Consider the following 20,268-nt stretch of genomic DNA (forward strand, 5'->3'; position numbering starts at 1 on the left):
TTATCAACTCAGGGAGAGAGCCAATTGCGTAGTTTGCTGGGCGATCATTTATTACAACGTTTACAACAAGATGTAGACGGAAAACTTCATCAACGTTTATTTCGCTGTTTGCAAGGCGCGATTGTTGAAGGTGTTATACCCCCAAAAACGCGTTTGCCGGCTTCACGTGACCTCGCCAAAGAAATTCATGTTTCACGAAATACAGTGTTATCGGCCTACGAACAGCTTCAGGCTGAAGGCTATTTGGAGGCAAAAACCGGACATGGCACATGGGTGGCCGAGCAGTTACCCGAAGCCTTTTTAAACACGCCCAACGGCAAACAGCGCGTGGGGCTGCGGAATCCGCCGCGCTCGTATCAATTGTCGCAGCGCGGTAGCCAACTGATTGGTTATGCTGGTGCCTCGCCTTACCAATGGGGTGCATTTGTGCCGGGTGCGCCAGATGTGACCGAATTTCCACATCATATTTTTAGCCGTATTCAAGCGCGGTTAAGTCGCGAGCCAGATATTCATCACCTGATTTACAGTAATGCAGGCGGTTGCACCGAACTGCGTAGCGCCTTGGCCGATTATCTGCGCGTGGCGCGCTCGGTACAGTGTGATCCCGATCAGATCATTATTACCGAAGGTATTCATCAGGCGATTGATCTGGTGTCGCGTGCGCTGAGCGATATTGGCGATCCGGTCTGGATTGAAGATCCGGCCTATTGGGGCATGCGCAATACATTGCGCATCAATGGACTGAATATTCAGCCCATGCCGGTCGATGCCGATGGTATTGTTCCCAAGCAGTATCCCGAACAGCCCCCCAAACTGATTTTTGTGACGCCGTCGCATCAGTATCCGCTGGGGTCGCATTTGAGTCTTGAGCGCCGCAAATCTTTGCTCAATTTGGCCAAGCGCTACGGCAGTTGGATTGTAGAAGACGACTACGACAGTGAATTTCGTTTTTCTGGGCAGCCTTATCCGTCTTTACAGGGCCTCGAAAGTGATGCGCCCGTAATTTATATGGGTACTTTTAGTAAAACCATTTATCCTGCCTTACGCATTGGCTATTTGGTGGTGCCAAAGCCGCTGTTTTCATCTTTACGGATATTGGCTGCCGAGCTTTATCGCGGCGGGCATTTGCTTGAGCAAAAGGCATTGGCCGAGTTTATTCGGGAAGGCCACTACGAAGCACACATTCGCCGTATGCGGCTGTTGTACGGCAAACGGCGTGCTTATCTGGTCGATCTGATTAAGCGTTATTTAGGCCCAGAATTTTTGCATGAATACAACGACGATTCTGGTTTGCATTTGGTGCTTAAATTACCTGACAATTGCGATGACGTTGCGGTTGCCTCGGCTGCACTCGAGCGGGGCATTAAGGTTCGGGCATTGTCGCAATATTATATGCATGCGCATGCCCACGCCGAACGTGGCCTACTCATGGGCTTTGCCTGTGTGAGTGAAAAAGACATGGTCATGGCCTTTGGGGTATTGCTGCAGTGTTTGCGCGAAGCCAATATTCCAACCCGCTCATAACGGCAAGCCAGCAGAATTGACAGACAAAAAAAGAACCTCTTGAAGAGGTTCTTTTTTTAAGCCAGATGATTTAGCTGGCTGAGTTTTTATTTTCTTGCAGCATGTGTTGGCGAGCTTCCTTTCCCCAGTTAAATTTGTGGGTCAGTACGCCCAGCGCCACAATCACCAGCGCCAGTCCTGTGGTGTAAATCACCTCTTTAAAATATGTTCCTTCGATCAACATGGTCACAATCGCACCAATGATAATGAAAATGACCAGATAGGTTAACCATGGAAATAACCACATTTTAAAGTCGATGGCTTTGCCTTCGGCTTCGATTTTCTTACGCATACGTAGCTGAGAAAATGCCACGGCAAGATACACATACAATGCCACCGTGCCGGTTGCCAGCATAAGAACATCGTATACATTCATGCTTTCACTGGCTGTGAGGTACACCGCCACGATAGAGAAAATACTTGAGAAAATGACCCCAACCCATGGACTGCTGTTGTGGTTGGTTTTTGAAAACGCTTTTGGTGCATCACCACGCTTAGACAATGAAAACATCATGCGTGAGCAGGTATAAAGTGCCGAGTTAAAGCAGCTACACACCGAAGTCAGCACCACAAAGTTCACAATATGACGCGCTTCTGGAATACCAAGCGCAGACAGCGTGACGCTATAGGTTCCCCATGTTGGGTCTTTTAACAATGGATTGTTGTGTGGAATCAAGCACACAGTGATAAACATCGAGCCGACATAAAACAGGATAATCCGCCACACAATCGAATTTGAGGCTTTACGGATTTCACGTGCCGGATTTTTTGATTCTGCGGCTGCAACGGTCACAATCTCGGCGCCCATATAGGCAAACATGACCCCAAGCAATGCCGTGACTACCGATGAAAAGCCCCCGGGCATAAAGCCTTGTGCAGTTAAGTTGGTAATGCCTGCTACAGCAGGTTCACCCCATGGCCATAAATGCATAATAGCCAAGCTTCCCACAACCAAGAACAATACAATTGCAATAACTTTGATCAAGGCAAACCAGAATTCAAATTCACCGTAGTTTTTCACGTCTTGCAGATTGACCCAGACCAAGCCAATAATCACCATCAGCATATAGCCCCAAATGGGGATAAACGGGAACCAGCTGTTGAGAATCTTACCGGCCACATAGGCTTCCCAACCCATGAGTAAAGTCCAGAAACACCAATACAGCCAGCCAATGGTAAAACCAGCCCAACGACCAATCGCACGATCAGCATAAGTAGAAAATGATCCGCTGTCTGGATTCATGACTGCCATTTCACCGAGCATTCGCATAATCAGTAAAACCAGCAATCCCCCAATGGCATAAGCTAAAATCGCTGCGGGGCCCGCAGAATAAATCACACTGCCCGAGCCCACAAATAAAGCGCCGCCAATCACGCCGGCAATTGAAATCATGGTGAGGTGACGCGACTTCAAGCCACTTTTAAGCCCTTCGGCTTGGCCTGATTCAGTCGCTGTTTTGAGCGCTGCCATAACTATTTTCCTTAATACCTCAAAAGTAGAGGCCTGCAACATCGCCTTTGCAGTGTGCCTCTCCTTTTAACCTGTTGTTGACTGGGCCATGCCGGCTTTAACTGCCTGTATAAGGCCCAATCGAACGTTTCCGTATGCATACTTCTAATGAATCTAATGTGTCTTTTTGGTGGCCAATAAACGAGAGCCATTTGTCTATGGTAATTGGGGGCCAATCTTGTTTTTTTGCACCAAAATAGTGCTAAAAAACGATTCGGATCAGTGCGCTCCTAAATGCGCTCGGGTTAATTGGATGTTTTGATTTATTATTTTTACTTATCGCGCTTCGATATTTTCTTTAATTTAAGTAAAAAATAGTGTGTACGATATAGCTCAGATCATCATATTTTTAAAAAATATAAAAATTTAGAGATAAAAAAACCTCACGCAAGGTGAGGTTTTTAAGTCATGTATTTTAAAACGGTAAGTCGTCGTCTAGATCTGCTGGAGCAGGTTGCTGTGGAGCTTTAGGCGCATAACCACCTTGATTGCCCGCAGCATTGTTGCCATAACCGCCACCTTGATTGGCACCAGCGTTATTTTTGTTGTTATAACCACCGCCTTGGTTGTTGTAGCCGGTGTTTTGCTGCGGTGCATTGTTGTTAAAGCGTGGCTGATTGTAGTCCTGACCACCACCCATAGGCTGCTCGCCTTGGCTACGTGTATCAAGCATTTGCATCTGGTCGCCACGAATTTCGGTGGTATAGCGCTCTTGACCGTTTTGGTCTGTCCACTGGCGGGTACGCAATGAACCCTCAATGTACACTTTTGAACCTTTACGCAGATATTGCTGTGCAATTTCACCTAAACGGTTATTCAACACAATACGATGCCATTCGGTTTGCTCTTTACGCTCACCCGTACTTTTATCTGTCCACGATTCGCTGGTTGCAATCGAAAATTGAGTCAATGACCCGCCATTTGGAAACGTTTTGGTTTCCGGGTCACGGCCCAAGGTCCCAACTAAAATTACTTTATTCACACCACGCATGAGCTTTAATCTTCCTATCTATTTCTGTCTTTTACTTTATAAGAGTTATGATTAAATGGCTACCTCTGACCCCAACAACTGCGTTAAATGTTGTCGCGCAGCATCATCGATGACGCGTTTATCCACTTTTATATACGCTACACGCTGTTCGGTCATTACCACGACTTCTTCAATTCCGCGGATCGCCAGCAGTTTAGACGTCCACTCGGCTGTGTGAGTTACCTCAGGTAAAGGCAATACAATCGACGACAAATAGCGCGGCTGCGCCAACCCGAAGCTCACCAGCAACCACAGTATAGCAATCGCGGCCAAGATACTCCAACCCAGTGAAGTGTTGTGCAGCATCAGCAATTGTCCACCCAGCGTACCACCAAAAAAGGCACCCAAAAACTGGCTACTGGCATTGATGCCCATAGCAGTGGCTTTAGATTGAATCGGGGCAGATTTCGATAACCAAGACGGTAACAGCGCTTCCATCACGTTAAATGCAATAAAGAAAATACCCAAGCCTGTTAAGAGTACATACTTCGACTCATAACCAAAAATCAGAATGAGCAAACCTGCAATAATACCGGCAATCGCGGTCAGGAAGATGCCGCGCATTTTGCGATATTTTTCTGCCACAATGATACTTGGAAAAGCAAAAAACAAACTTACTACAAGCAGCGGTAAATACACTAAGCCATGTTTGGAAAGTGGAATATCGGCAAACTCAATCAGTTGAGAAGGCACATAAATAAACATCGCGGTAAGCAACAAATGCAGTGAAAATACCGACACATGCAAGCGGTTTAAATCGCCCATCTTGATAACTTGTTTAAGCTGAGCCAGATAACCCTGCTGATAATTTTTATGATGACGCGTGACTTTAGGCACCAATAGCAGCATCGAAATTGCCACCAGCCCCATCAGGGTGGTGACCCAGAATAGTCCGGAAATGCCTACCAGACTGGTGAGCCAAGGCCCTAGGCTAAACGCCACCACAAAAGATAAACCAATACTCATGCCCATTGCGGCCATGGCTTTGGTACGCTGCTCTTCACGTGTTACATCGGCCAGCAAGGCCATAACGACCGCCGATACAGCCCCGGCGCCTGCAATGGCACGCCCGATGATCACGCCATAAATGGTGTCCGACATGGCCGCGACCGCGCCGCCCAAAGCAAACAGCAACAAACCCAGCACCACGAGCGGTTTACGGCTAAAGCGGTCGGCTATCAGGCTAAACGGAATTTGCAAAATGGCCTGACTCAAACCATAAATACCGACTGCAAGACCAATTAAGGCGGGCGTTGCGTATTGATAGGACTGCCCTGCAATTGAAAATACAGGAATAATCATGAACAGACCCAACATACGCAAGGCAAAAATACTGCTTAATGCAAAGGTTGAGCGACGCTCCAACGCATTCATCATATCGACACGCTTATCTAAACTTAATCAAATTATAGAGGATTCAAGATTAAACTTCGCCTAAATTGACGAAATTCTGATACCTGATAAAAAAGGGTGCCGAAGCACCCTTTTTAGACTACGCAAGCTAACTGAAAGCCAGCTTAATCGGTTTGCGCGTGATGCTTGCTGTATCGAATCGAAGCCAAGACAGCCCATACAATAAACGCAACCCCAATCAACCCTGTAACCACTTCAGGTACGTGTACACCAGTCCCACTTGCCAGCATGATAAAGGCCAAGGCACCAATGGCATAATGCGCACCGTGCTCGAGGTAAATGTATGCATCGAGAGTGCCCTTTTCGACCAGATAAACGGTCATCGAGCGCACAAAAATGGCACCAATGGCCAGACCGAGCATAATAATCACCACATCGCTGGTAATGGCAAAAGCACCAATCACACCGTCGAAACTGAACGATGCATCGAGCACTTCAAGATATAAGAAACCACCAAAACCCGCTTTAATCACACCCTTAGATGCACCAGAAGCATCATGCGATACTGCATTGCCATTTTCATCAATTTCAGGCTCGCCGCCGAGTAAGTGACTCAACACCTGAACACCGATATACACCACCAGCCCCCAGATACCCGCCATGGTCACCACAAGGCGTTTATCGTCGGCCACATAGGTTGCCATGATCAGCAGCGCAACCAAGGCAATAAAGACCGACATTGCCGGCACATTGGCCAGATTGGCCAGCTTGGCTTCAATCCATTTGAACCAGTGAGTGTCTTTGCCGTCGTCGAAAAAGAAGTTTAAAAACACCATGAGCAGGAACGTTCCACCAAATGCTGCAATTTCAGCATGATGTTCCATCAGGCGTGCAGAATAGGTTTTTGGATCATTCAGTGCCATTTGGGCCACTTCAATCATGCCCATGTCGGCGGTGACCGCCACGATGGCCACCGGAAAAATCAAACGCATGCCAAATACGGCAATTAAGATGCCGACAGTGAGAAAAAGCATTTTCCAAAAATGATCCCAACCACGCAAAACAGACGCATTGACGACTGCATTATCAAACGACAGCGACACTTCCATCACCGCCAGAATAGCGGTAATGGTGAGTGCTTTAAACATGGTCGAAATGCCTGCTTCCGGACCATGGGTATAGCCCCAATACGCCGATAACGCCAGACAGATGACGGTAAAGAAAATGGAAAAACGAAAATGCTTCATGAATGCCCTAAATCAAAATAAGATCAAGTATTAGAATTTCGGGATGTATTATGCGCGTTTTTTAGCTGAAAGCAGATGACATTTATCACTTTTACGCAAAATATTAAGTCTAAATTAATAAAGTGGTTTACAACGCTCACGCCGATCGATTTTTGTTATAGTTCTTGGCACGCAAAAAATCGGATTTAGAGCAGACGACTTATGAGCTTTACTCAATTACTTTGGCAAAAAAATACCGCGTTATATGAGCAGATCCTCAATTTACCGTTTAATCAGGAGCTGACTACTGGCACATTGGCGCCTGAGGCATTTTGTCATTATGTGATTCAGGATGCGCATTATTTGTTGGCCTATGGTCGTGCCTTGGCAGTGGCAGCTGCCAAAGCTTACGATGCAGACGACGTAATGCAGTTTTCTGAAGCTGCTAAAATCGCGATTGTGGTTGAGCGTAGTCTGCACAATGACTTTATGACGGCATTTAATGTGAGTAAAGAAACCTTTGAGTCGACACCACTAACTTTGGCTTGTCATCATTACACGTCATTTTTGACTGCGACGGCGTGGTCTGAAAGTTATCCTGTGGTATTGGCAGCGCTTCTGCCCTGTTTCTGGATTTATGCCGAAGTCGGCCGTGCCATTGTCAGTCAGTCGGTGCCCAATAATCCGTATCAGGCATGGATTGATACCTATGCGGGTGAAGAATTTCACACTGCCGTGCGTAATGTGATTGCAACCGTCGATAAGGTTGCAGCGCGCTGCGACGCCGATACGCTAGAAAAAATGCATGCGGCTTATACCATGGGTGCCAAGCTAGAATGGCTGTTTTGGGACAGCGCCTACCATCAGCGTCAGTGGTTAGGCTTATCCAACTAAAATCATCTATCAAAAGTGAGTCACAAATTGAATCTGCTGTTACGGCAAGATTAAAGTTCGGTTTGTGTACTCACTGCATGATGAAAAACATAGGGATCTGAAATTAATTCGTATTGCTCATCATCTGGATACGTGACTGCAATCTGATAATCGTCACCTGCAAATGCCTTGATTGAGCTTAAATCATCCCAGTAAGTCGCCAGAAAAAAATGGGCCCACTGATTCTGAATAACCTGTTTTACAAAAGCACCCTGATTTCCTGCAATCGTCTTTGCATGTTTTACGCCTGTACGCTGCAAATGTAAGGCAAAGTCTTCAGCATGTAGTAGTGGTACACATCCATGCCATGTTCTGACAATCATTTCGGTCATCTCCTCTATATATTAAATATACGATAATTCATATTAATTAAAATAAGTATTCCAGCCCAATAACAGAAGACCTGCAGCCAGTACCCACGCCAGTGTCGCCAGACTTAAGCACCACCCAATCGAGACCCGTTCAGCCAGAAAATACACCATCCCTAGATAGATTGCGTAGGGAATCAGTGACCATAAACCAAATAGCGCCGTTTTACGCAGTGCCTCAGCACCTTGCTGACCAAATACAATGATATGCGCAATCAAAGCAAAGGTCGGAAAAAGCGGCACCAAGCCCGCAATATAAAAGGTTTTGCTTTTAGATAAAATGGAAATGAGCAGCACAACTGCTGCACCTAGGGTGCATTTAAAAAACAAACCAAGCATGCCAATACGTCACTTTATTTGCTGAGTTGAAACAACATATGCAGATTAGACGTCAAAATAAAGCCTATCGCTACACGCTATAGTAAATAAACACTTAACAGTGCTAAAAATGCAGGTAATGCCTGAATAAAAAAGATTTTTTTATTGGCGGTCATGCCGCCATAGAGGCCAGCCACCAATACGCAACCCAGAAAAAAGCTCGCCAGTGGAACAAATAACGCTTCGGGCGCGCACAATGCCCAAAAAAGACCGGCTGCTAAAAAACCATTATATAGGCCCTGATTTTGTGCCATCACTTTGGTGATTCGGGCTTTTTCAGGCGTATTTCCAAAGGCTTTTAAGCCATAAGGCCGATCCCACAAAAACATTTCGACCACCAGAATATAAACATGCAGCAGTGCAATCAGCGCAATCAAAATCAGTGCAAGCATGGTGTTCCTTCTTGTTTATTGTATTCAATGTGATAACGCTCACTATAGCCATATTAGATGATTGCTGAACAGAATAAATTGTGAACCTGACCGTTTTTATACTCATGAAAGCTCTAGCTGACTGAAAATAAATACCAGATGACGCAGACATAAAAAGTTACATGAATACGTTACAAATTGTGTAAAAAATCACAAAAAATTCTTTTTTTAAACAGTCAAACACGATTTGAGTGATTAATATAAATACAGCTTATTGACGTGTTTGCTCCAAAAACACGTGAGAAATCCAACAACTATTTACTCAATAAGGACACAATAATGGATAACACTATCAATCGCACATTTGTTAAAACAATTTCTTGGGCCAGTATCTTTGCAGGTGTACTCGCTGTACTTGCAATCTCCTTTTTGCTTTCATTACTCGGCGCTGCGCTTGGATTTTCTTTACTCGACCCGATGTCTCATGATGACATTTCCAATGGCTCTGGCACAGTGGTGACCATTTGGACGCTCATCTCGTTACTGGTCAGCCTTGGCATTGGTGCTTATCTGGCGGGTAAGTTCGCAGGTTTAGATGGTGGCATGCATGGATTTTTGGTCTGGGCATTGTCACTGCTCATTGGTCTGATCTTAAGTATCATGACTTTAAACAGTGCAGTTAAAACAACAGCCAATACAGTCGGCTCAATTGCCAGTGTGACCGGAACACTCGCCTCTGGTATTGGCAAAAGCTCTGTAGAACTGATTAAAGAAAACAATATTTTAGACAACGTCATTCCCTCTATCTCTGACCTGACCGATGGCACTGATTCTAAAATTGCTCAAGCGCTTGAAAAAAGTAAGGTGCCGGAGCTGCAACCGAATTACTTAAGTTCACAAGTTGACTGGGCGAAAAAACAGACGGAAGAAGCCGTGAAACAAGTGGCGCTGAATCCGAGTCAGTACAAAGAAATCACTAAAAATCTGTTAACCACTATCGAGCAACGCGTACAAACCATCAATGCTGCCATCAGTAAAGACGATGTGAAAAAAGCCATTATGGCCAACAATCCATCATTTACCGCTGCTGAAGCTGATCAAGCCGCAGAAAACTTTATGCAGGCACGTACTCAAGCGACGGTTAAAGTTCAAACCTTCTTTAACGATTTGACCGTCAACATCAATAATTCAGAGAAAAAATACGAACAGTTGAAAGAGCAAGTCCGTGAGCAGGCCGCTGCTGCTGCCAAAGCGGCTGCCAAAACTGCGTTGTGGTCGTTCATTGGATTGTTTATTGGAATGCTGGTTACGATTTTTGCAGGTCGTTTCGGTGCAACTGCATATCGCCGCTAATTAAATAATCTAAGTTTGCCTCATGGTACGGTGCGCCGTGCCATGACGGATCTCAGTATGATGGTTTCTCCTGCCAATCAGACACTCCGACACAAAATGTCGCACAAAAATGAAAAGTTTGGGCTTGAACATTTTTCATGCGCTATCATATACCTCTTTTAAAAATTCATTTTAGGATCGATTTATGAGCCAAAGCCATATCCGTATTCGAGGTGCACGTACCCATAACCTAAAAAATGTGTCTCTCGATATCCCACGTGATAAATTTGTGGTGATTACGGGACTCTCAGGCTCTGGCAAGTCATCTCTTGCATTTGATACGCTTTATGCCGAAGGCCAACGCCGTTATGTGGAATCGTTATCGGCTTATGCGCGTCAGTTTTTATCGCAAATGGAAAAACCTGATGTCGATGCAATTGAAGGCCTCAGTCCTGCAATTGCCATTGAGCAAAAATCGACAAGCCATAACCCGCGTTCGACTGTGGGAACCATTACCGAAATTTATGACTATTTACGTTTGCTCTATGCACGCGTCGGAACGCCCTATTGTCCAGAACACGATTTGCCGATGGTGGCACAAACCGTTTCCGAAATGGTCGATGCAGTCAAAGCCTTAGAAGAAGGTACAGCACTGATGCTGCTGGCACCTGTGGTACGTGAGCGTAAAGGTGAATATTCACAGCTCTTTGAACAACTACAAGGTCAAGGCTTTGTGCGGGCTCGTGTCGATGGTGAAATTGTCGATATCGATGCGGCACCTGAATTAGACAAAAAGAAGAAACACACCATTGAAGTGGTCGTGGATCGTTTCAAAGTACGCGATGACTTGGGCAACCGGATTGCAGAATCGTTTGAAACTGCACTACGCCTCGGTGGCGACTTGGCTATTTTATCGTGGATGAACGCCGAACAGCCCGATCGTGTATTTTCGGCCAAACACTCCTGTCCGGAATGTGATCGTGCTGTGGCAGAGCTAGAACCACGGATGTTTTCTTTTAATAATCCGTTTGGTGCTTGTCCGGTCTGCGATGGCTTGGGCACGCGCAGCCATTTTAGTGCAGAAAAGCTGATTCCAGATCCGAGCTTGTCACTGAGTCAAGGTGCGGTACGCGGTTGGGATCGTCAGCGCCCGTATTATTATTCGATGCTGCAAAAAGTGGCGGAGCATTTTGAGTACTCGCTCGATACACCGTGGAATACGCTTGAAAAAGAGGTACAAAAGAAATTCTTATACGGTACCGGTAAAGAAAAAATCGATTTAAGTTATATCGATGAACGTGGCCGTCGACATAACCGCGTCATGCCATTTGAAGGCATTTTAACGCATCTCGAACGCCGTTACCGTGAAACCGAAAGTAATTATGTGCGTGACGATCTGGCACAGTATTTGTCAAATGCTGCATGTGATGCCTGTGGTGGATCTCGTCTGAATGAAATTTCCAGAAATGTGAAAGTGAAAGATAAAACCATTGCACACATTACCCAGATGTCGATTGGTGATGCCGAACAGTATTATCAAGATTTGAATCTTGAGGGTGCTAAAGGCGAAATTGCCGATAAAATTTTTAAAGAAATTCGTGAACGTCTGCACTTTCTGGTGAGTGTCGGTTTGAACTATTTAAGTTTGGCTCGTTCAGCCGAAACCTTGTCGGGCGGTGAAGCACAGCGTATTCGACTGGCCTCACAAATTGGTGCTGGCCTGATGGGTGTCATGTATGTGCTGGATGAACCTTCGATTGGTTTGCATCAGCGTGACAATGACCGTCTGCTACAAACCCTGATTCGTTTACGTGATTTGGGCAATACCGTGCTGGTGGTCGAGCACGACGAAGACGCAATCCGTGCGGCCGATCATATTATTGATATCGGGCCGGGTGCTGGGGTGCATGGCGGTGAAATTATTGCCGAAGGGACAGCCGATGAACTGAAAAAGCATCAGGACTCTCTCACCGGGCAATACCTCTCAGGCGCGCTTAAAATCGCCGTGCCAGCGCAGCGTTTGAGTTCACCTACACCAGATCAGACCATTAAACTGTGCGGTGCAGCCGGACATAACCTTAAAAATGTGGATTTAACAATTCCACTAGGCATCATGACCTGTGTGACGGGTGTATCGGGTTCGGGCAAGTCGACCCTCATTAACCGGACCTTGCTGCCATTGGCTGCCACTCAGTTAAATGGGGCCACCACGCTTACCGCAGAAAAATTTGATTCGATTAATGGCTTACAGCATTTGGACAAGGTGGTGGATATCGATCAGAGTCCGATTGGCCGTACACCACGTTCAAACCCGGCCACCTATACCGGACTGTTCACCCCTATTCGTGAGTTATTTGCACAGACGCCAGAAGCCAAGGCACGTGGCTACGCGGCTGGTCGCTTTTCATTTAATGTTAAAGGCGGTCGCTGTGAGGTCTGTGAAGGTGACGGCATGATCAAAGTGGCAATGCACTTTTTACCCGATATGTATGTACCGTGCGATGCCTGTCATGGCAAACGTTATAACCGTGAAACACTGGAAGTGACCTATAAAGGTAAAAACATTTCTGACGTACTGGAGATGACGGTAGAAGATGGTGCCGAATTCTTTAGTGCCATTCCGGTGATTCACCGTCGTTTGGAAACCCTCACCCAAGTGGGGCTGGGCTATATCCGTTTAGGCCAAGCAGCCACCACACTCTCTGGTGGTGAAGCGCAGCGTGTGAAACTGGCACGTGAGCTGGCCAAACGCGATACGGGCAAAACCCTGTATGTGCTAGATGAACCGACGACTGGCCTACATTTTCATGATATTGCCAAGCTGCTCGACATCTTGCATGAGCTTCGCAACAAAGGAAATACCATTGTGGTGATTGAGCATAATCTGGATGTGATTAAAACCGCAGACTGGGTGATTGATCTTGGGCCAGAAGGTGGTGCGGGTGGCGGTCAGATTATTGCCGAAGGTACACCAGAACAAGTGGCCGAAGTGGAGATTTCGCATACGGGGCGTTTCTTAAAGCCGATGTTGAGTTAAGTTAAGCCACCATTTCGTTTCTATAAAGGGTGAATAAGGTCGACTTATTCATCCTTTTTTATAGTTAAATAATCATTATGAAAGCGCTGCTTCCACCCGATTCTTTCCTTTGGCTTTCGACTGGAGTAAGGCGGTATCGGCTTTTTGAAATAACGTCAGCCAGTTTTCTGCTCCTACCGCTACTCCCATACTCACCGATACATCAATCTGTAATTCAATCGAAATAACCTCAATTTGGGCACGGATCATTTCTGCGACATCAAGCGCATCATTTCGTGCGATTCGCTCAATCAAAAGTAAGAATTCATCTCCACCATATCGCACCACCAGATCAAATTCTGATTCGTGAGCCATGAGTTGCCGAGCCACCGCTTGAATCACATGATCACCTGCAATGTGTCCGTGTTGATCATTGATTTCTTTAAAAAAATCGATGTCCAGTATTATCAAGCATAAATCTGACCACGGTGCCGTTCTAGCTCCCAAATAGGCATTAAGGGCCTTACGGTTTGCTACACCACTTAAGGTATCGGTATGGGCAATTTTGCGAAGCTTGAGCTCGAGTTTATCTTTTTCCACTAAAACGTCTCTCAGCCTCGCAATTGCGTCAAAGAGCTCGACAAATTCACCATGTACGCGTTTACTTTTTGGTTTTTGGCGCAGCGGCGTCTGTGGATCGAACAAGTGTAAAACTTCTTCGCGGGCTTGAATTAATGGCGATAAAATATAACGCTCAATATAGTGTAGCGTTAGCACAGACACCAGTAGAGACAACAAAGACAATATCACAGTGGTAATAAATTTTTGTTTTGCTTCTGCCTGCTGTCTAATCGCCTCATCGAGTGTTTCTTTAACCAAATAGCTTTGTAATTCAATAATCGCACTAAATTTTTTCACAAGATGTTCGGTCAGTTGCGTTGCCGTGAGTGAATACGGTTGTTTGCGGTCACTTTCTTGAATCAGGCCCGATACCAATCCGATTCCTTGATCGAGAAATTGGATTTTCACTTGATGGTATAAATAATTATATTCCGCAGTACGCGGATATTGTGTCTGCAATGTATCGATCATTTTCCATAGGTATAGCGCCTGATACTGGGTTTGCAATGATCTTGCACGGTTTTCTTCAGGAATTTGTTGTTGATAACTAATCGAGGCAATGATATTTGAGGCCACTCGCCCAGACTGATCACGAAGATCTGAAACCAATAAAATTAAAATCATATTTCGAAACAATTCGTCATTTTGTTGATCGGAATTGATGATCTTCATTTTCAAGGCTTCACGATAATAATCCCACGCATTAAACATTTGTTTTACAGCACGATCATATTGTTGAAAACTTTTTTGTTCGGGCTGGGTCTGTGCATAACGATCGACGGACAGACGAGCTAAATTTAAATTTGGTTGTGCTTTCGTGATTAAATAATCTGCAATTTCTTTATTATCGTTTGAGCGCAGCAATTGAATTGTCGTGTTCAAAGATTGATTGACCTGAGTACGATAATCAAGTAATTGTGCACGTCGCTGATCGATTTGCTCTGGCGGACTAGACATCAGTTTATTGGCAAACGCACGTTCTTTAGAAATATGATTGGCACCCTCAGAAAGTGCTTTTAATAATTTAATTTCAATTAAAGCATCATTACTTTGCTGGTATTGCTTATAGCTGCTCAAAATAAGTGGAATTGCAATTACTAAAAAACAAAGTATTAAAATGAAAACAAAAAAGAATAAACGATGACGTATTGATGAATTGGCTTTAGTGGAAGTAAAAACAATTTGACGCTGAGGATCTATTTTTTTTGACTTCACTACATTTATTTTTTGCTGATTATGTCACCATAGTTTAACTGAAGTTGCTTAAAATTTGTCAAGAACTTGTCATAGTGAAACGATACGAGCACTGAAGCTCTGAAATCATCGTGTTTCTCAATCATAATTATAAAAATAAACAATTTTGCAAATGATGAAAAATTCCGCATCATACACTTAAGGATTAAATCATGATGTTTTTAGCTTCCTCTAAGGATGTTCTCCCAATCAAATAACATCCTTTTCGCCTAGTGACCCCTCTTGAGCACTAGGCTTTTTTTTGTCTGAATAATTGTCACGTTCCACACAATTGACACATTCAAAAGCAAAAAAATACCCAGTTTTAGGGAAAACCGGGTGAGTTGAATAATACAATCGACAGCGTTACAGAACGATAGAGGGATCATCCATTGCATTCGACGTGTATTATCAGCAAAAACAAGTACTACCCAATCAAACTACCACCATAATGATAAACAATCAACATATTTAAAATATATTGAGATTTAAATCACATTAAAATCTATTTAATTTCAGTCAGATATTCATATTCAGTTACCAATATGTAACAATGTAAAAATAGGTAAAATTAAGATTTAACTTTAAATAAGCTTCACTTTGGTAAAAATCTGTGACACAAGTCACATTAAAATCAGTTTTAAAATAAGTTTTTACCGATAATTTAAATAATAACCATCTATTTTTACAATCGAAAAAACGATGTATATTTAACCAAAATGTAATATTTATTGTTTCATTTTCCATCTAGTCGATTGTTATACAGACTATTTTTCAGGTTGACACGACTCAATTTAACTGTATTTTTTTTGTGCAATATTTTTAAGTGTTTTTTTGAGCAACAGATGCCGGGCTGAAGACACATTGACTAAATAAATTGTTACAATAGAATGACCACAGCTTAATCTCTTGTTAATGCTGGAAACTCTTATGAAAAAACTCGGTTTAGCCACTGCTTTATTACTCGCCATGACCGGCGCTCAAGCGTATCAAGTTGAAGTTCAAGGTCAATCTGAATATGTAGATACGACTGCAAACGACAAAAACTTCACTGGTGACGTTGCTGGTACTTTCTATTTGAAAGATGTTGATGCGTCTAAAGGGCCTTTAGCCGAAGCCGCGTTCTTGAACCAAGCATCTAGCGTATCGCTTGGTTATAGCTACCAGCAATATGACCAAAACAACGGTCTTAACTACCATGTAGGTACTTACGGCGTGAAGGGCGAAACATACATCCCTACGCCATACCTACCAGTATACGCAAGCGCAACTTATAACCATACTGACGTTGATGGTAAAAATGCGATTTCTCGTGATGACAACGGTGACCGTTATGCATTAGAAGTGGGTGCAATGTTGCTTCCTAATTTCTTGATGAGCGTAGGTTACACCAGCGTTGCAAACCAGTTTGCATTAGATAACTTTGGTATCGTAAACAACGGTATTTATTCTGCTGTGAACCAAACTGCTGCGATCCAAAACGATCAAGACGCAGTAACAGCTCGTGCAAAATATGTTGGTCCAATCGATGGTACCAACATGGCAATCGGCTTTGAAGCTGCTGGTGCATTTGGTCAAGAAAACCAATACGGTTTAAAAACTGACCTTTACCTCACACCTAAGTTGAGCGTTGGTGCAACCTTCATCGGTAACGATGGCGAAGCAAACATCAAAGGTCAAGACCTTGGTGAATTCCGTCAAGCGTGGGGTGGTAACGTAAACTACTTCGTTACTCCAGCAATCTCTGTTGGCGCATCGTACATCAAAGCAGATGCTAAAGGTTCTGCATTCGATACGCAAACAATCGGTTTAAATGCAAAAGCTCGTTTCTAATCGAAACTGAACTACGCATAAAAAAAGGACTCATTTGAGTCCTTTTTTTTATTGCTTCAATCAGTTGATGGTTTGGCTTCGCATCACATTTAAGAAATACAGGTGGCGTTCATACTGATCGATAATATCCTGAATCAAATCTTCTTCGGTCCAGTCCATCACATCATAGTTTTGCCCGCCCTCACGTAAAAACACTTCAGCCTGAAAATATTTATCGGTACTTTCCTGCTCGGATTGCAGCATGAAACTTGGTGGAACTGTTTCACGTGAAACCACATGATAGATAAAATTAATTTCATTGTGATGATCCACTTTGAGCATCAAGCCTTCGTCGGTTTCATGAATCTGTACCATTAACTGACGGCGCTTAAATTCGCGCTGTAAGTTATGAAAAGCATCTTTTACGCGGCCTTGAATAAATGCATCCACGTCTGCTTTAGCGTGTGGATAATGCATGATCAGCCCAAGACGTTGCTGCCAGCTTCGTGGATTCTGAATGGCCCGCGGTGTGGTTCTTGCTTCCTGAATCGCCTGCATTTTGGTGGAGTCAATCCGTAATGCCTTGATCAGTCCCCAGCAAATAAACAGCATGATGACCGTAAATGGTAAGGCGCTCATGATAATCGCAGACTGTAAGGCATTGAGTCCGCCAGCGAGTAGCAGCACAATCGACAGCCCCGCCATTACCACAATCCAGAAAAGACGTTGCCACATCGGTGAATCATCCGTCTTGGCGGTAAGATAATCCACCACCAAAGCCCCAGAATCGGCAGAGGTCACAAAAAATAAAATGATCAACACTGTGGCCAATAAGCTCATCGGTCCAGCAAATGGCAATGAATTTAGAAACTCAAATAAAGCCACGGATGAATCACGTTGCACCGCCGCCAACAGCATCTGATTGCCTTCATGCAAAATACTGTAGAGTCCTGCGTTGCCCATAAAGCCCATCCAAATCAGGGTAAAACCTGTTGGAATCAGCATGACGCCGACAATAAATTCGCGAATGGTTCGTCCACGAGACACCCGCGCAATAAACATGCCGACAAATGGTGACCATGAAATCCACCATGCCCAGTACATGATGGTCCAACCACCAATCCAGCCATTGGGTTGATAGGCATACAAATTGAAGGTCATTTCAAATAAATTAGAGATGTATTGTCCGGTGTTTTGAACCGTGGTTTGTAATAGATAAATACTTTGGCTGGCAAAGAATACAAATGCCAGTAAAACCAGAGCCAGTATCAGATTCAGCTCGGCCAGACGCTTGATGCCCTTATCGAGACCAAATCCGACAGAAAGACCCGCCATGGCACTGACCACAATAATCAAAATAACTTTGGACCAAGCTGTTGATTCAAAGCCAAATAAATAATTTAAACCTGAACCAATTTGAGTGACACCAAAGCCCAATGTGGTCGCCACACCAAAAATCGTTCCGATTGTGGCAAAGGTATCTACGGCATCACCAATGGGGCCATGAATTTTTTTACCAATCAGCGGATATAAAGACGAGCGTATTTTTAAGGGTAAATCATGCCGATAGGCAAAGTAAGCCAGCGAAAGAGCGACGATGGCATAAATACCCCATGCATGTAGCCCCCAGTGGAAAAAGGTCACCCGCATGGCCTGCTGTGCTGCCAGTACCGTTTCAGGCTGTCCCGAAGGCGGGCTCACATAATGCATGATCGGCTCGGCAATACCGAAAAACATCAGGCCAATCCCCATCCCCGCTGTAAACAGCATGGCAAACCATGACCGATTACTGTAGTCGGGTTGACTATGATCGGGCCCGAGTTTGATCTTACCGCTCGATGAGCAGGCAATAAACGCCAAGATGATCAGAAACAAAGCCACGGACAACACATAGAACCAACTAAAGGATTCTGTGATCCAGTTTTTGAGCTGCTGGGTCAGAAACTCAAATGAATCTGGCATTAATAAGACAATCGCCAGAAAGATCGCAATAATGATGATCGTACTGACAAATACATTTGGATTAATATTTGAAAACCTAGATGAGGTTTTGGAAGGCATACATCCCCCATATTTTTTTGATAAAAACCAACGACAACGATGTGTCAGAAAAATTCACTGTCGTGAAAAGCAAAAAGGCGCATTAAGCGCGTTATTATTGTATAGCCTGCTGAAAAATAAAGAAGTTACAGAGCTGTAACAGGCTATGTATCGTCGTGATGATTTTTTTCTGGCAAATGCGAAATATATTGCAATGCCACCAGACGTGACACCACCACGGCCAAAAACATCACGCCCATAAACATTTGAAGAATTGAAATTACCCGTGCCGCAGGGCTGATCGGAAAAATATCGGAAAGCCCGGTAGCCGATTGCAAACTAAAACTCAAAAATAATAGGTCTAACCAGCTTTGTAAGCCCTGATGATCGGGTTTACTAAAACTCATCGGCACCAACAACTGGCAAATGTTGTACAAAAAGGCAAACCCCCATGCAATCAGTGTAAACACTGCCCCTGCTGCAAATAGCTCATCTTTGGTCAGATATCGGTCTGCAAACATATAGCGCAATAAGCCATAGGCGGCATAGAAATAAGCACATGCCTCGAATCCATGCGTCAGGATCTGAATTGAAACCTGATTAAAGCCCAGTAAAATCAAGACTGAAAAAAAGAGTGCGCCCAACACAAAAAATAAGCCCGTGAGAGTAAATACACTAGTTTCACGGATGACTCGACCAATCAATAAAAGTGCCAGTACCCCCAAAATCCAAGTCAGTACACGATAGGCACCATGATCATAAGTAAAAAAAGACAAAATCAAAATGAACAGTTGCACCACCAGTAGCCAAGCCGAAGGCAGTAAACGGAAATGTTGTTTGAAATCTTGAGCAATCGACATAAAAAGAGGCGTCCCGTTCTTGTTGTTTTCATCTGAGCGAATGTCTGAATCTTGTCGTGTGCTTGAGCAAGTCGTCAAGTGATTTTATAGATGAAAGCGGAAATAGATCACGTTTTATGACATAACATTATCAAACTGCACTATTTGACCCGAAATAATCGGTGCATACTCAAAAGTATCAATGAAGCGAAGAGGGCTTTATATGCATATCAAAACAACACTCATGGGCTGCTGCATGGCCTCGCTGCTGTTTATCGGATGCAGCAAAACCAATCCGATGCTGGAGCAGCATCCAGAATATATTGGTCAGTGGAAAAGCAGTCACAGTAGTTTGGTGATTGAAAAAACCGGGCAAGTGGATTATCGGCAGAACGTGACTCAGGAACAAAAAACGCCAGATCACGATTTGAAATATGCTGCCAAGTCAGACTTAAAAGCCAGTATCAGCGACTTTAATGCACAGCAGTTTCAGATCGGTCAAGGCGAATTTAGTCAGGTGTTCAAAATTGATCGCGCGCCGTATCAGATGAATCAAAAATGGCACATGCAGCTCAACGGCGATGTATACACCAAGCAATAAAAAAAGCGCCAACGGCGCTTTTTTTATGTGTCTGACAGACGC

The 20,268-nt window shown here is 44.2% G+C and carries 16 protein-coding genes; 6 read left to right on the top strand and 10 right to left on the bottom strand.

What is annotated here, in order from left to right; all coding sequences use genetic code 11:
- Positions 1-24: 24 nt before the first annotated feature.
- Positions 25-1,524 (top strand): PLP-dependent aminotransferase family protein, encoded by a 1,500-nt coding sequence (locus tag QLG00_RS05920; RefSeq protein WP_048765311.1) that lies wholly within the window; start codon positions 25-27, stop codon positions 1,522-1,524.
- Between the two features lie 70 nt (positions 1,525-1,594).
- Here QLG00_RS05920 and QLG00_RS05925 read toward each other — a convergent pair whose 3' ends face one another.
- From QLG00_RS05925 to QLG00_RS05940, 4 genes are all read right to left on the bottom strand, one after another.
- The gene (locus QLG00_RS05925) at positions 1,595-3,034 is read right to left on the bottom strand and encodes an amino acid permease (RefSeq protein WP_282470658.1); all 1,440 of its coding nucleotides are present in this window, start codon (positions 3,032-3,034) and stop codon (positions 1,595-1,597) included.
- A gap of 454 nt (positions 3,035-3,488) precedes the next feature.
- Entirely contained in the window at positions 3,489-4,064 is a 576-nt protein-coding gene (gene ssb, locus QLG00_RS05930; RefSeq protein WP_004944846.1) for a single-stranded DNA-binding protein, read from the bottom strand.
- A gap of 51 nt (positions 4,065-4,115) precedes the next feature.
- Entirely contained in the window at positions 4,116-5,480 is a 1,365-nt protein-coding gene (locus QLG00_RS05935; RefSeq protein WP_004934041.1) for an MFS transporter, read from the bottom strand.
- Positions 5,481-5,620: 140 nt separating this feature from the next.
- On the bottom strand, positions 5,621-6,703 hold the full coding sequence (locus tag QLG00_RS05940) for a DUF475 domain-containing protein (RefSeq protein ID WP_004934038.1): 1,083 nt from the start codon (positions 6,701-6,703) through the stop codon (positions 5,621-5,623).
- 201 nt (positions 6,704-6,904) lie between these two features.
- Between QLG00_RS05940 and tenA the strand changes: the two genes are divergently transcribed.
- Positions 6,905-7,576 (top strand): thiaminase II, encoded by a 672-nt coding sequence (gene tenA, locus QLG00_RS05945; protein WP_282470659.1) that lies wholly within the window; start codon positions 6,905-6,907, stop codon positions 7,574-7,576.
- A gap of 50 nt (positions 7,577-7,626) precedes the next feature.
- Here tenA and QLG00_RS05950 read toward each other — a convergent pair whose 3' ends face one another.
- The 3 genes from QLG00_RS05950 to QLG00_RS05960 all read right to left on the bottom strand — a co-directional run bounded on the left by QLG00_RS05950 (position 7,627) and on the right by QLG00_RS05960 (position 8,753).
- Complete coding sequence (locus QLG00_RS05950) at positions 7,627-7,938, bottom strand: hypothetical protein (protein WP_048765367.1); 312 nt, start codon at positions 7,936-7,938, stop codon at positions 7,627-7,629.
- 42 nt (positions 7,939-7,980) lie between these two features.
- Complete coding sequence (locus QLG00_RS05955) at positions 7,981-8,322, bottom strand: GlpM family protein (protein ID WP_004934029.1); 342 nt, start codon at positions 8,320-8,322, stop codon at positions 7,981-7,983.
- Between the two features lie 77 nt (positions 8,323-8,399).
- Complete coding sequence (locus tag QLG00_RS05960; RefSeq protein ID WP_004944844.1) at positions 8,400-8,753, bottom strand: DUF1304 domain-containing protein; 354 nt, start codon at positions 8,751-8,753, stop codon at positions 8,400-8,402.
- A 318-nt stretch (positions 8,754-9,071) separates the two neighbouring features.
- Between QLG00_RS05960 and QLG00_RS05965 the strand changes: the two genes are divergently transcribed.
- Positions 9,072-10,085, top strand: a complete 1,014-nt coding sequence (locus QLG00_RS05965) for a hypothetical protein (RefSeq protein WP_282470660.1) — start codon at positions 9,072-9,074, stop codon at positions 10,083-10,085.
- A 184-nt stretch (positions 10,086-10,269) separates the two neighbouring features.
- Positions 10,270-13,101 (top strand): excinuclease ABC subunit UvrA, encoded by a 2,832-nt coding sequence (gene uvrA, locus QLG00_RS05970; protein ID WP_004934020.1) that lies wholly within the window; start codon positions 10,270-10,272, stop codon positions 13,099-13,101.
- Positions 13,102-13,176: 75 nt separating this feature from the next.
- Here the strand turns inward: uvrA and QLG00_RS05975 are convergent, their stop codons facing one another.
- Positions 13,177-14,778, bottom strand: coding sequence for a GGDEF domain-containing protein (locus QLG00_RS05975; RefSeq protein ID WP_282470661.1), 1,602 nt, complete (start codon positions 14,776-14,778; stop codon positions 13,177-13,179).
- A 1,086-nt stretch (positions 14,779-15,864) separates the two neighbouring features.
- On the opposite strand from QLG00_RS05975, the gene omp33-36 reads away from it, so the two are divergent.
- Positions 15,865-16,767, top strand: coding sequence for a porin Omp33-36 (omp33-36, locus tag QLG00_RS05980; RefSeq protein WP_004934013.1), 903 nt, complete (start codon positions 15,865-15,867; stop codon positions 16,765-16,767).
- A gap of 60 nt (positions 16,768-16,827) precedes the next feature.
- On the opposite strand, the gene betT is transcribed toward omp33-36, so the two are convergent.
- Together betT and QLG00_RS05990 are read right to left on the bottom strand one after the other, a co-directional pair.
- On the bottom strand, positions 16,828-18,807 hold the full coding sequence (gene betT, locus QLG00_RS05985) for a choline BCCT transporter BetT (RefSeq protein ID WP_282470662.1): 1,980 nt from the start codon (positions 18,805-18,807) through the stop codon (positions 16,828-16,830).
- A 143-nt stretch (positions 18,808-18,950) separates the two neighbouring features.
- Positions 18,951-19,646 (bottom strand): ion channel, encoded by a 696-nt coding sequence (locus tag QLG00_RS05990; protein ID WP_004934007.1) that lies wholly within the window; start codon positions 19,644-19,646, stop codon positions 18,951-18,953.
- A gap of 202 nt (positions 19,647-19,848) precedes the next feature.
- On the opposite strand from QLG00_RS05990, the gene QLG00_RS05995 reads away from it, so the two are divergent.
- Positions 19,849-20,226, top strand: coding sequence for a hypothetical protein (locus tag QLG00_RS05995; RefSeq protein WP_151820517.1), 378 nt, complete (start codon positions 19,849-19,851; stop codon positions 20,224-20,226).
- Positions 20,227-20,268 lie beyond the last annotated feature (42 nt).

The organism is Acinetobacter sp. V89_7, from assembly GCF_029967895.1.
GTDB classification, from domain to species: domain Bacteria; phylum Pseudomonadota; class Gammaproteobacteria; order Pseudomonadales; family Moraxellaceae; genus Acinetobacter; species Acinetobacter soli.